The organism is Burkholderia ubonensis (assembly GCF_902833085.1).
In the GTDB taxonomy this organism is placed as follows: Bacteria; Pseudomonadota; Gammaproteobacteria; order Burkholderiales; family Burkholderiaceae; genus Burkholderia; species Burkholderia ubonensis.
In genome coordinates this window covers 323,014-334,961 of the sequence record NZ_CADFEB010000007.1, presented here as the reverse complement: position 1 = coordinate 334,961, position 11,948 = coordinate 323,014, and the positions used below count along the sequence as shown (strand labels likewise).

Annotated in this window: 11 protein-coding genes; 6 read left to right on the top strand and 5 right to left on the bottom strand. The window is 68.9% G+C overall.

Translation table 11 applies throughout. The features are described 5' to 3' along the window. Positions 1 to 81: 81 nt before the first annotated feature. Positions 82 to 840 (bottom strand): DeoR/GlpR family DNA-binding transcription regulator, encoded by a 759-nt coding sequence (locus HWX31_RS21415; protein ID WP_059611883.1) that lies wholly within the window; start codon positions 838 to 840, stop codon positions 82 to 84. A 195-nt stretch (positions 841 to 1,035) separates the two neighbouring features. Here HWX31_RS21415 and HWX31_RS21410 point away from each other — a divergent pair, with 195 nt between their 5' ends. The 3 genes from HWX31_RS21410 to nadE all read left to right on the top strand — a co-directional run bounded on the left by HWX31_RS21410 (position 1,036) and on the right by nadE (position 3,149). Beyond that, positions 1,036 to 1,221, top strand: coding sequence for a hypothetical protein (locus HWX31_RS21410; protein WP_045563987.1), 186 nt, complete (start codon positions 1,036 to 1,038; stop codon positions 1,219 to 1,221). Between the two features lie 116 nt (positions 1,222 to 1,337). Beyond that, on the top strand, positions 1,338 to 2,261 hold the full coding sequence (locus HWX31_RS21405; protein WP_174963905.1) for a DMT family transporter: 924 nt from the start codon (positions 1,338 to 1,340) through the stop codon (positions 2,259 to 2,261). A 33-nt stretch (positions 2,262 to 2,294) separates the two neighbouring features. Beyond that, the gene (gene nadE / locus HWX31_RS21400) at positions 2,295 to 3,149 is read left to right on the top strand and encodes an ammonia-dependent NAD(+) synthetase (RefSeq protein ID WP_174963904.1); all 855 of its coding nucleotides are present in this window, start codon (positions 2,295 to 2,297) and stop codon (positions 3,147 to 3,149) included. Between the two features lie 93 nt (positions 3,150 to 3,242). On the opposite strand, the gene HWX31_RS21395 is transcribed toward nadE, so the two are convergent. The 3 genes from HWX31_RS21395 to HWX31_RS21385 all read right to left on the bottom strand — a co-directional run bounded on the left by HWX31_RS21395 (position 3,243) and on the right by HWX31_RS21385 (position 7,440). Then, the gene (locus tag HWX31_RS21395; RefSeq protein ID WP_174963903.1) at positions 3,243 to 4,931 is read right to left on the bottom strand and encodes a S10 family peptidase; all 1,689 of its coding nucleotides are present in this window, start codon (positions 4,929 to 4,931) and stop codon (positions 3,243 to 3,245) included. Positions 4,932 to 5,002: 71 nt separating this feature from the next. Next, positions 5,003 to 6,592, bottom strand: coding sequence for a S53 family peptidase (locus HWX31_RS21390; protein ID WP_174963902.1), 1,590 nt, complete (start codon positions 6,590 to 6,592; stop codon positions 5,003 to 5,005). Between the two features lie 227 nt (positions 6,593 to 6,819). Beyond that, the gene (locus HWX31_RS21385) at positions 6,820 to 7,440 is read right to left on the bottom strand and encodes a LysE family translocator (protein WP_042588657.1); all 621 of its coding nucleotides are present in this window, start codon (positions 7,438 to 7,440) and stop codon (positions 6,820 to 6,822) included. Positions 7,441 to 7,574: 134 nt separating this feature from the next. Here HWX31_RS21385 and HWX31_RS21380 point away from each other — a divergent pair, with 134 nt between their 5' ends. Continuing rightward, positions 7,575 to 8,039, top strand: coding sequence for an Lrp/AsnC family transcriptional regulator (locus tag HWX31_RS21380; protein WP_059611869.1), 465 nt, complete (start codon positions 7,575 to 7,577; stop codon positions 8,037 to 8,039). Between the two features lie 12 nt (positions 8,040 to 8,051). Here the strand turns inward: HWX31_RS21380 and HWX31_RS21375 are convergent, their stop codons facing one another. Next, a complete protein-coding gene (locus tag HWX31_RS21375) occupies positions 8,052 to 8,960 on the bottom strand; it encodes a LysR family transcriptional regulator (protein WP_042588659.1) in 909 nt (302 codons plus the stop codon). 428 nt (positions 8,961 to 9,388) lie between these two features. On the opposite strand from HWX31_RS21375, the gene speB reads away from it, so the two are divergent. Further along, a complete protein-coding gene (gene speB / locus HWX31_RS21370; RefSeq protein ID WP_059536069.1) occupies positions 9,389 to 10,345 on the top strand; it encodes an agmatinase in 957 nt (318 codons plus the stop codon). Positions 10,346 to 10,399: 54 nt separating this feature from the next. Next, entirely contained in the window at positions 10,400 to 11,716 is a 1,317-nt protein-coding gene (locus tag HWX31_RS21365; RefSeq protein WP_174963901.1) for an MFS transporter, read from the top strand. The last annotated feature ends 232 nt before the right edge of the window (positions 11,717 to 11,948 follow it).

Genomic DNA, 11,948 nt, shown 5'->3' with positions numbered 1-11,948 from the left:
CAGGTCGAACGAGTCAGTCTTCCGCGCGGCTTTGCCGTGAGGATGACGCTTCGATGAATCTTGTGTGTCGTGGTACGCGCGTCAGTCGCAGACGAGCAGCTCGATGCCGCGCGCGACCAGCGTGCGGCGCACCGCCTTGTCGGGCGCGCGCTCGGTCACGAGATAGCGCGCCGCTTCGGTGCCGTTGATCCGCACCGGCGTCACGCGGCCGAACTTCGAATGGTCGGCGACGAAGATCGCCGTGGCGGCCGCGGCGATCATGCGGCTGCGCACTTCGGCGGCAAGCCGCGAGTAGTCGGTGAATTCGCCGTCGGCCGTGATGCCGCCCGCGCCGACGAACGCGAAGTCGACGTGGTATTGCGCGAGCTGCTGGATCGTGTCGAGCCCGAACGTCGCATCCTCGTCGTCCGACAGCTCGCCGCCGAGCAGCGTGACGCGGTTGCCGTTGCGGCGCGCGAGCACCAGCGCGGTGCGCCAGTCGTTCGTATAGACCGCCAGCCGATGCTTGTCGGCGAGTGCAAGCGCGACCGCATGCGGCGTGCTGCCGGAATCGATCAGCACCGACGCGCCGTCGGGCACGAATTCGGCCGCGCGCCGCCCGATCGCGCGCTTCGCGTCGGCGTTGGCCGCCTCGCGCTCGGACAGGCTCGGCTCGCGGCGGTCCGCGGCCAGCGCGCCGCCGTGCGTCATCACCAGCAGCCCGCGCGCCGCCAGTGCGTTCAGGTCGCGACGCACGGTCTCGCGCGACACGTCGAGCGAGCGCACCAGTTCCGCGACCGACAGCGCGCCCGACCTTCCGAGTTCCGACAGGATGAATTGGTGACGTTGTTCCGCCAGCATCTCGCGACGCGCCCGAGGCGACCAGTGAATGAGTAGCGCGCCATTGTAGTACGTCGGTTTGACGGCCGCGTGTAAGCCGGCCGGTCATCGCGTGCGGAGAAATTCTGAATTGCCGGCGGCGCGGGAATCGGCGCGCCGCGCATTGCTACACTTTGCGCTTCGCCGAATGAACGACCATCCAGGGGAGCTTGCGCGATGTATCGCAAAGGCATAGTGCTCGAAATCCAGTTTCCGCCCGAACGACTCAACGACGCCGCCGGCGATCCCTACTGGATCGACCTGACGCTCGACGAGGCACGCCGACTCCATCAGCAGCTCGCCGCACGCTTCGCGAACGAAACGAGCGCGAACCAGCCGCTCGACACCTTCTCGCTCGACTAAGGCCTGTTCGCACGACGACACGCGCGCGACTGCAGGATTCGACAAGACACCGGCGCGGCGGCGCCGGATACTGCCGGACTTCGTGATTCCATCCGGCCGTCCGCGGCCCGTCCTGCATGCTGACCTCGATCGTCGCCGCGGCCTTCGTCGCACTCTGGTCCACCGGTTTCATCGTCGCGCGGGCGATCAAGCCCTACGCCGATCCCAACCTGTTCCTGCTCGCGCGCTTCGCGGGCACCGCCGTGCTGTTCGGCGCGGTCGCGCTCGCCGCGCGCGCGCGGTGGCCGGCGCGCCGCGAATGGCCGCGCCACCTGATCGCCGGCGCGCTGCTGCAGGGCGTGTACCTCGGCGCGAGCTACTGGGCGGTCGCCCAGGGGCTGAATGCCGGTGTGATGGCGCTGCTCGGCGCGCTGCAGCCGCTCGCGACCGCCGTGCTCGCGGTGCCGCTGTTCAACGAACGGCTGCCCGCGCGCGGCTGGCTCGGGATGGCGCTCGGCCTCGCCGGCGTCGCGCTGGTGCTCGCGCCGAAGGTCGCGGGCGGCGTCGCGCCGCCGCCCGGCGCCGCGCCGGCGTGGCTCGTCGTCACGGTGTCGGTGCTGGCGGTCGGCTCGATCACCGCCGGCTCGCTCTATCAGAAAGGGAAGCTCGCGCAGAGCGACCTGCGCACCGCCGTCGCGGTGCAGAACCTCGGCGCGGCGCTCGTCGCGGCCGTGTTCGCGGGGCTGCTGCACGAGACGCGCTGGACCGGCGCGCCCGCGCTGTGGGTGTCGCTCGTGTGGGGCGTCGTATTCCTGTCGGGCGGCGCGGTCACGATGCTGATGTGGATGCTCCGGCGCGGCAATGCCGCACGCGCGACGTCGCTGCTGTTCCTCGCGCCGCCGCTGGCCGCGCTGCAGGGCTACCTGCTGTTCGGCGAGACGCTTGCCGCCGTCCAGCTCGCCGGTTTCGGCGTGGCGCTGGCCGGCGTCGTGCTCGCGCGGCGCCAGGTTCGCGCTTCACAGGGGCATGCAGCAGGCGTGCCCCCGCGAATGCGCTTATGATGAGCGCCTCGCATCCTGTACCGGAACCCTTTCATGACCTCCGCCGATTACGCCAGCCGCCAACGCGCGATCATCGCCGAACTGAACGTCGCCCCGCATTTCGATGCCGATGCCGAAATCGCGCGCCGCGTCGACTTCCTCGCCCAGTATCTGCGCTCGACCGGCCTGCGGACCTACGTGCTCGGGATCAGCGGCGGCGTCGATTCGTCGACGGCCGGGCGGCTCGCGCAGCTCGCGGTCGAACGCCTGCGCGCGGAGGATTACGAGGCGCACTTCGTCGCGATGCGTTTGCCGAACGGCGTGCAGAACGATGAAGCCGACGCGCAGCGCGCGCTCGCGTTCGTTCGTGCGGACGAGGTGCTGACGGTCGACGTGAAACCGGCCGCGGACGCGATGCTCGCGTCGCTCGTCGCCGGCGGGCTGACGTTCGCGGATCATGCGCAGCAGGACTTCGTGCACGGCAACATCAAGGCGCGCGAGCGCATGATCGCGCAGTACGCGGTGGCCGGCGCGCGGCGCGGGATCGTGATCGGCACCGATCACGCGGCCGAATCGCTGATGGGGTTCTTCACGAAATTCGGCGACGGCGGCGCGGACATCCTGCCGCTCGCGGGCCTGAACAAGCGCCGCGTGCGCGCGGTGGCCCGCGCGCTCGGCGGCGAGGAGACGATCGTGATGAAGGTGCCGACCGCCGATCTCGAGGAGCTGCGTCCGCTGCGCCCCGACGAGCACGCATACGGCGTCAGCTACGACGAGATCGACGACTTCCTCGAAGGCAAGCCGGTCAGCGATCACGCGTACGAGACCGTGCTGCGTTTCTACGACGGCTCGCGGCACAAGCGCGCGCTGCCTTACACGCCGTTCGACTGGCCCGAGCGCCGCGACTGACGGCGTGCGGCCAGGCCAAGCCCGGACGATCGACTCAGCGGGCGGCCGCGGCCGCCTCGCATCGCCGCACCGGCTGCCCGGCCGCCAGCCGGATCACGCGTGCCCGGCCACCTCGGGCGCCCTTTTCTTCGCCTGCAGCGCACGAATCCGCAGCTGCGCGCCGGTATCGGCAACCGTCTTGTCGTACATCGCCGCGAGATCGTGCTTGAGCGCGGTGCGCGAGCCGCCGTCGAGATACACCATGTGCCCCGACGGATAAAAGCGCGCCGACAGGTTCTGCCGCACCGTCGCATCTTCGAGCGGCATCTGCTGCAGGTCGAGCACGGTCTGGTAGAACGGCGTGACGAAATCGTAGAAACCGTTCGCCGACAGCACCTTCAGGTCCACGTTGAGCGCCATCACGGCGGCGAGGTCGCCGGCCGTGTAGAGGATCACGTCGCCCTTCGCGTCGACGCCCTGCTGCGCGCCGGTCGGGTCGATGTGGCGGAAATCCCAGTTCTGGAACGCCTGGTCGTTCAGGTCCGTGAACGACGAGTTCGACGTGAACTTCAACTGCTCGTTCAGGTAGCTGTTCCACATCGCCGTATAGACGCCGGACACGGCCGTCATCGTCGGATCGTTGCCACCCGAATTCGGATCGATCTTGCCCGCGATGCCGGTCTCGATCCCCGTCACGCGGCCGTCGTACTCGCCGAGCGCCAGCCCGCGCGCGCGTAGCAGCGTGGTCAGGAACAGCGAATTGCCGCGCGCGTCGGCGCCGGCAATATTGAGGCGCCACGACAGCAGCGTCGCCGTGTCGATTCCGGTGTAGTCGGCGAGCTTCTGCACCACGGCCGGGTCGGGGTGCGGCAGCTTGCGCAGCGCGTTCAGGTAGTCGGTGCGCGCGAACTGCGCGACCTCCTCGACGAACGCGCCGAGGTCGGTCGGCGCCGGCGACACGCCGAGCCGCTGGTGATACCACGCGTCCGCCGCCGCGGTCGGCAGCACGCCGACCGGGTTGCTTGCCTGCCCGTAGTCGAGGATCGACGACTGCAGCGTAATGCCGTTCAGGTCGACGCCGTCCTCGTGCAGCTTGTACGCGAGCACGCAGCTGCGCGCAGTGCCGTACGATTCGCCGAACAGGTATTTCGGCGAATTCCAGCGGTTGTTCTTCGTCAGGTAGCGCTTGATGAACTGCTTCAGCGAGCTCGCGTCCTGGTCGACGCCCCAGAAATCGCGGTTCTTGTGCGGTGCGACCGCGGCCGAGTAGCCGGTGCCGACCGGGTTGATGAACACGAGGTCGCTGCGGTCGAGCAGGCTGTCGGGGTTGTCCTCCATCTGGAACGGCGCAGGCGGCGTGAAGCCCGGCATCGACGTCTTGATGCGACGCGGCGCGAATGAGCCGAGCAGCACGAACACCGCCGACGAGCCCGGCCCGCCGTTATAGAAGAACGTCACGGGCCGCGCTTCCTCCTTCTGGCCGTCCTCGGTGAACGCGACGTAGAAAATCTTGGCGTCCGGCAGCGAACTGCTCGGGTCGACCGTCACGAGATGCCCGGCCGTCGCGGTGTACGCGATGCGCCGCCCGCCGATCGTGACCGCGTGATGCGTGACGGCGGCCGCCTCGGTCGTGTCGGTCACCGAGTCGTCCGGCCCGTTGCCGTAGGCGACCGGATCGAAGAACGGCTGGTCGCGGCCGTGGCTCAGCGCGACCGGATTAACGGTCGGCGGCACGGCGTGCGAATTGTGATCGCCGTGATGCAGCGGATACACGCCGCCGGAAGATGCGGAATCGTTGCCCATCGTGCTGCTCCTCGAGGTAAAGGGGGGAAGCAAGAAACCCGTGACAACCTGATGCGCGGCAACCGCCGCCGTCAGCTCGACGGCTTCGGCGGCAGGATCGCGGCCAGTTGCGCGCCGTTCGGGCTGCCGAGCCCCGTGCACGCGTCCCAGCCCGGCGCCGCCGCGTACGCGCCGTTGCTGCCTGCGGTGATGTCGCGCAACGCGTCCGGATGCTTGTACAGCGTCGGGTTGATCCAGCCGACGGGCGCATTCGCCGCCGCGTTGATGCGCGCGATCAGCGCCGCCCACAGCGGCGACACCGCGCTCGTGCCGCCCATCACCGCAGGCGTGCCCGCGACCGAAACTTCGTAGCCGGTCTGCGGCGATGCATCGCCCGCGACGTCCGGCACGCCGCGCTTCGCGAGCGGCGCGCGGCTACCGTCGGCGAGCGTCACGGCCAGCCCCTGCTGCCACACGGGCACGTCGAACAGCGTGCTGACGCCGCCACCGCCCGAGCCGCCGCCCGACGCCTCGTCGTTCCACGTCACCTCGCGGCGGATGCCCTGCCCCGGCAACGCGTCGAGCTGCGTGCCGCCGCACGCGAGCACGTACGGGCTCGACGCGGGGAAATCGACGTGCTGCGCGCCATCCTGCAGCCCGTCGCCGGAGCCGCTGTCGCCCGACGCGACGCACACGGTGACGCCCAGCGCGGCCGCCGACTGCAGCACGCGGTCGAATGCCTGCGCGGACTGCGCCTGCCAGATCGCCTCGGGTCCGCCCCAACTGATCGAGATCACCGACGGCCGGTTGGTCGTGTCGTGCACCGCCGCGTTCACGGCCTGAATGAAGCCTGCGTCGCTGTTCGGCGCGAAATAGACGGCGAGCTTCGCGGCGGGTGCTATCGCGCCCGCGATCTCGAGGTCGAGCGCGACTTCGCCGTCCGGGCCGTTCGCGTCGCCGGTCGGCACGTTGCGGCCGCTGCCGACGTTCACGTCGACGAGCGTCGGCGGCGTCGCGATGCCGAGCCCGCGGAAATACTGCTGGATGTCGGCCGCACGATAGCCGCCGCCGAGTTCGATGATGGCGATGCATTGCCCCGCGCCGTCTCCGGCCGGAAAGCCGTAGAGCGACGCGAGCTGCGGCGGCGTGAACGTGACGGCGGCGCCGCCGCGCGCGGGCCTGAACGGCGGCCGCAGCCGGAAGTGCGGCCGCGCCTGCGGCCGGCTGTCGAGGCCGAGCACCGCGGTGACCGCGTCGCCCAGCTCGTCGGGCAGCACGATCGGGCCGGACCGGCCGCGATACTGGCCGATCGACCGATGCTCGAAGCGTTCGAGCCTGACGCCGAACGCGGCCTCGAACTGCCTGATCGTGCCGGACAGCACGACGGCGCTTTCCGCGGGATCGACCCGCTCCACCTTCAGCTGGTGGCGGTGCGCGAAGTCCTCGGTCTTGCGGATATCGTCGGGATTCGCGGAAAAGCGCTGCGCGAACGCTTCGCGCGACAGCGGCTTCGCGGCCGCGTCGCCGCTCGCGAGCTGCTGAAGCAGTGCATCGAGACGTGCTTCCTCCTGCCGCCGCAGCATGATCGTGACGTGGATGCGCTCAGCCGGATCGCACGGGCCGAGACAGGTGGACTCGGCGACGATTCGGGGTTCACGGTCGGCGTGAAGGTGCCTTGCCATGTGTTGACCTCCTTGGTACCGCGTTGCACGGAACAGCCAGAAAATCGGATATGGCAGACGAAAGAAGGTTCCGTCCGGTCGGCCGCGCAAGAGCGGCGCGGCGACTTACAGGAAGTTTAGAACAAGTCAGATGAATCGCGGTTGCGGTATGTCACCGGGGGCAGGTGCGAGGGGGGGAGGCAGCGAGGGTAACGCGCGTCGCGGACGGCGGATCCGCGACGTCCTGCTCAGTCCATCGACAGGCGCAGCGCGAAGCCGATCAGCGCCGCGGAGAAGGTCCAGCGCTGCACGGTCTGCGCGAGCGGATGCGCGCGCATCCACGCGGCGATCCGCGACGCGCCGAACACGCACGCGAGGTCGAAGCACACGCCCGCCGCCACCAGCAGCGCGCCGAGCTCGAACATCTGCCAGACGACCGGGCCCGCGTCGGGCCGCACGAACTGCGGCAGCAGCACCGAGCAGAACAGCAGCGCCTTCGGATTCAGCAGGTTCGTCAGCAGCCCCTTCACGAACGCCTGCCGCAGTTCGCCCGCCTCGGCGGCGCCGTCGCCGAGCGCGAACACCGGCGAGCGGAACACCTGGATCGCGACATACGCGAGATAGAGCGCGCCGCCGTAGCGGATCACTTCATAGAGCCATGGCGCGCTGCGGATCAGCGCCGCGACGCCGCACGCGGACAGCGTCACGTGCGCGGTGCGCGACAGCGACAGGCCGGCCGCCGCGGCCATCCCCGGCCGCACGCCGCGCCCGATGCTGGTCTGCAGCACGAGCGCCATGTCCGGCCCCGGCACCGCGTAGATTGCCGCCAGCGCGGCCAGGTAGATCAACAGCAAATGCGTGGAAATCATGGTCTGCCCCCGTCCATCGATGACGATATGGTGCCGCCAACGGGTGAGGGATTATTGGCCTTATTCTGTCCATGTCTGGCCATGCAGAGCGGATTCCCCCAAAATTGACCAGACAAACCATGGATTCCGCTCATATGACCGAACTCGACAAAACCGACCGCGCGATCCTTGCCGCGGTGCAGCGCGACGGCCGCATGCCGATCGCGCGCTTGGCCGACAGCGTCGGCCTGTCCGAAACGCCGTGCGCGCGGCGGCTGAAGCGCCTCGAAAGCGACGGCTACATCGAGCGCTACCGTGCGCAGCTGTCGCGCAAGGCGCTCGGTTTCGGCGTCGTCGCGTTCGTGCTGGTGCGGTTCGCGACGCACGACCGCAAGGTTGCCGACCGGTTCGAACGAGAGGTGCTCGGGATCGAACGGATCCTGTCGTGCCACAACGTCTCCGGCACGGCCGACTATCTGCTGCAGGTCGTCGCGCGCGATCTCGACGACTACGGCACGTTCCTGCGCGAATCGCTGCGGACGCTGCCGGGCGTGACGTCGCTCGAATCGGCGCTGTCGCTGCGCGAGGTCAAGCGCGAAGGGGGCTTCCCGGTGCCGTGAGCCGGCGCCCGCTCAGGCGTCGGGCGGCTGGTGCGCGTGCTCGAGATCCTCGAGAAACGCCTGCACGAGCGGATTGCCGCGCGCGTTGCGCGCAACCACCATGTGGAACGTGACGTCGTAGTGCAGCCGCTCCGGGTTGAGCGGCGCGAGCAGCCCCTGCGCGACGTACGGCGCCGCGAAGTGCTGCGGCAGGTAGCCGAGATGGTGGCCCGACAGGATCAGCAGCGCGACCGCCTCCATGTTGTCGGCGGTCGCGGTCACGCGGTCGGGCGTCGTCGACATCTGCGCCTCGGGCAGCGGGTACGAGCGCCACGCCCATTCGAAGCCGGCCACGTCGGCCGGCTTCAGCGCACCGGCACGCGCGAACAGCGGATGGCCGCGGCCGCAGTACGCGACCTGCCGCTCGATGAAGAGCGGCGTGTAGTGCAGCGACGGCACCCGGTGCCAGAAATAGCCGACCGCGATCTGGATCTCGTCGCTCAGCAGCTTTTCCTCGAGATCGCCGGGCGCCCGCACCGAGATCGAGAAGCGCACCGCCTCGTCGCGCGTGCGGAACGCGGCGATCGCCTCGGCGATCCGCGCGTTCTGGCTGATCGGCGTATGGCCGATCAGGCCGATGTTCAGCGTGCCGACCAGTTGCCGGTCCATGTGCCGCGCCGCCATCCCGAATTCGTCGAGCGCCGTCAGCAGCTTGCGGCTCATCGCATGGAAGCGCTCGCCCTTCGGCGTGAGCCGGAAGCCGCTGCGGCCCCGCTCGCAGAGCCGGTAGCCGAGCCGGGTCTCGAGCGACGACAACTGCGCGCTGATCGTCGATTGCCCGACGTTCAGCACCGTCTGCGCGGCCGATACGCCGCCGGCGTCCGTCACCGCGAGAAACACGCGGATCAGCCGCAGATCGAGAGTCGACAGATTCCCCAGCACGCCATTCCCCTTCCATACATCGATGAAGATCGATGTTTACGTCGATATCTTCGCATTCTTCTTTGCGTTCGGAGCGCGTAAAACTGTGCCCCGGGCCTGTTCCCGCTAATAACGGGCTTGCGCTGGCCGCCAGAAGGGCCGAGCGCAAGGAATGGGACGCAGCGAATACCGGGCGTATTCGCAAGGAGCATGACGCGGCGATCGGCCCTTCTGGCGGCCAGCCCCACGAATGTTTTTTTCAAGATCAGGGGAACGCGCCTTGCCGGCCGCATTGCGGCGTCGCGCGTCGCTTGTTTGGCGCGGCCAAACGGCGCTCCTTGCTCCTTGCACTGCGACCGGCAAGGCACGTTCGCAAGCCCGTTATTAGCGGGAACAGGCCCGGTGCCGCGTCGAATGATACGGCACCCCTACACTGGAAGAGACGCAAGATGAACGACCATACCCGTTTCCAGCCGCTCGGCGGCAACGAAATGCCGCGCTGCGGCGGCATCGCGACGATGATGCGCCTGCCGCACGTGCCGAGCGCCGAAGGGCTCGACGCGTGCTTCGTCGGCGTGCCGTTCGATCTCGGCACGTCGAACCGCACCGGCGCGCGCTTCGGTCCGCGCCAGATCCGCACCGAATCCGTGCTGCTGCGCCCGTACAACATGGCGACCCGCGCCGCGCCGTTCGACTCGCTGCAGGTCGCGGACATCGGCGACGTGGCGATCAATCCTTACAATCTGCACGATTCCATCGCCCGTATCGAAGTCGAATACGACGCGATCCTGAAGCACGGCTGCAAGCCGATCACGCTGGGCGGCGACCACACGATCGCGCTGCCGATCCTGCGCGCGATCCACCGCAAGCACGGCAAGGTTGCATTGATTCACGTCGATGCACATGCGGACGTGAACGATACGATGATGGGCGAGAAGATCGCGCACGGCACGCCGTTCCGCCGCGCGGTCGAGGAAGGGCTGCTGCACGGCGACAAGGTCACGCAGATCGGCCTGCGCGGCACCGGCTACGCCGCCGAGGACTTCGACTGGTGCCGCGAGCAGGGCTTCCGCGTGGTCCAGGCCGAGGAATGCTGGAACAAGTCCCTCGCGCCGCTGATGGACGAAGTGCGCGAACGGATCGGCGACACGCCCGTCTACATCAGCTTCGACATCGACGGCATCGACCCGGCCTACGCGCCCGGCACCGGCACCCCGGAAATCGCGGGCCTGACGGTGCCGCAGGCGCTCGAGATCATCCGCGGCGCGAAGGGCCTGAACATCGTCGGCTGCGATCTCGTCGAGGTGGCGCCGCCGTACGACCCGTTCGGCACCACGGCGCTGCTCGGCGCGAACCTCGCGTACGAGCTGCTGTGCGTGCTGCCGGGCGTCACGTACCGCGACTGATTCCGACAGAACGACATATTCCAATCCAGAGGATTCGAGAGGAGCCAATAAAAAATGGGGACTTCCGTCAAGCAACCGAAGCGCGCGGCGCTCGCGTCGTTCGTCGGCACGACGATCGAGTGGTACGACTTCTATAGCTACGCGACCGCCGCCGCGATCGTGTTCGGGCCGCTGTTCTTTCCCGGCGAGAACCGTTTCATCAGCCTGCTCGCGTCGTTCGGCTCGTTCGCCGTCGGCTTCTTCGCGCGGCCGCTCGGCGGCGTGATGTTCGGCTATCTCGGCGACCGCTTCGGCCGCAAGCGTTCGCTGCTCGCGACGCTGATGCTGATGGCCGTGTCGACGGTCGCCATCGGCCTGTTGCCGACCTATGCGCAGGCCGGCGCGCTCGCGCCGATCCTGCTCGTGCTGATGCGCGTGCTGCAGGGCATCGCGGTCGGCGGCGAATGGGGCGGCGCGGTGCTGCTCGCCGGCGAACACGCGCCGGAAGGCAAGCGCACGTTCTTCGCGTCGTTCGCGCAGCTCGGCAGCGCGAGCGGCCTGATCCTGTCGATGCTCGCGTTCGGCGCGATCAGCACGCTGTCGAAGGACGACCTGATGAGCTGGGGCTGGCGCCTGCCGTTCCTCGCGAGCGCGGTGCTGCTGGCGGTCGGCTTCGTGATCCGCGCGAGCGTGTCCGAGTCTCCCGAGTTCGAGGAAGTCAGGAAGAGCGGCAACACCGCACAGAACCCGGTGCGCGAAGCGCTCAAGTACTGGCCGCTTCTGCTGCTCGCGATCGGCGCGAACGTGTACGGGATCGCCGGCGTGTACTTCAGCAACATCTTCATGATCAGTTATGCGACGCAATTCCTGTCGCTCGACCGGTCGATGGTGCTGCAGTGCATGACGATCGTCGCCGTGCTGCAGTTCGTCGTGCAGCTCGCGGCCGCGTTCTTCGCGCAGCGCTTCGGCACGACGCGCGTGCTGCTGATCACCGGCGCGTGGGCCGCCGTCGTGCCGTTCGTGATGCTGCCGCTCGTGCACGCCGGCACGCCGCTGTCGATCACGGTCGGCGTCGGCCTCGCGACGCTCGCGGAGTCGGGCTACTACTCGGTGGTCGCGGGCTTCGTCAGCGGCATCTTCATCGCGCGCATCCGCTACACGGCGATCTCGATCGCGTACCAGGTGTGCGGCGCGCTCGCCGGCGGCCTCACGCCGCTCGTCGCGACCGTGATCGCGCAGAACACCGCGCCGCAATGGTGGCCGCTCGCGCTCCAGTACACGAGCGCCGCGATCCTGTCGTCGGTGTGCGTGTGGCTGATCGCGCGGCGCGTCGGCACCGACGATGCGGGCTCGCCGCGCGAAGCGCTGCCGCCCGGCGCACGCACCGCGTAACGCTCCGCCTGCCCCGCCTGTCTCGGCAACGGGCGGCCTCCCGGGCCGCCCTCCCCTGCATACGATCAATCACGGCCTGCTGCCGCGCTTCGCGAAGCGCGCGCGGCAAGACGCCGCTCGGCGCGATCGCGCGACGGGACTGGCGAAAACGCCCCGTCCGCGATCGTTTGTTTCCAGATGCGAACGAATCAGGCCGTTCCGTCCCGCATCAAGGGCGAACATGCCGGTCGCT

Excerpts from the sequence above, each read along its gene's own strand:
- HWX31_RS21415 (WP_059611883.1), bottom strand. The coding sequence starts at position 840 with ATGCTGGCGGAACAACGTCACCAATTCATCCTGTCGGAACTCGGAAGG.
- HWX31_RS21410 (WP_045563987.1), top strand. The coding sequence starts at position 1,036 with ATGTATCGCAAAGGCATAGTGCTCGAAATCCAGTTTCCGCCCGAACGA.
- HWX31_RS21405 (WP_174963905.1), top strand. The coding sequence starts at position 1,338 with ATGCTGACCTCGATCGTCGCCGCGGCCTTCGTCGCACTCTGGTCCACC.
- nadE (WP_174963904.1), top strand. The coding sequence starts at position 2,295 with ATGACCTCCGCCGATTACGCCAGCCGCCAACGCGCGATCATCGCCGAA.
- HWX31_RS21395 (WP_174963903.1), bottom strand. The coding sequence starts at position 4,931 with ATGGGCAACGATTCCGCATCTTCCGGCGGCGTGTATCCGCTGCATCAC.
- HWX31_RS21390 (WP_174963902.1), bottom strand. The coding sequence starts at position 6,592 with ATGGCAAGGCACCTTCACGCCGACCGTGAACCCCGAATCGTCGCCGAG.
- HWX31_RS21385 (WP_042588657.1), bottom strand. The coding sequence starts at position 7,440 with ATGATTTCCACGCATTTGCTGTTGATCTACCTGGCCGCGCTGGCGGCA.
- HWX31_RS21380 (WP_059611869.1), top strand. The coding sequence starts at position 7,575 with ATGACCGAACTCGACAAAACCGACCGCGCGATCCTTGCCGCGGTGCAG.
- speB (WP_059536069.1), top strand. The coding sequence starts at position 9,389 with ATGAACGACCATACCCGTTTCCAGCCGCTCGGCGGCAACGAAATGCCG.
- HWX31_RS21365 (WP_174963901.1), top strand. The coding sequence starts at position 10,400 with ATGGGGACTTCCGTCAAGCAACCGAAGCGCGCGGCGCTCGCGTCGTTC.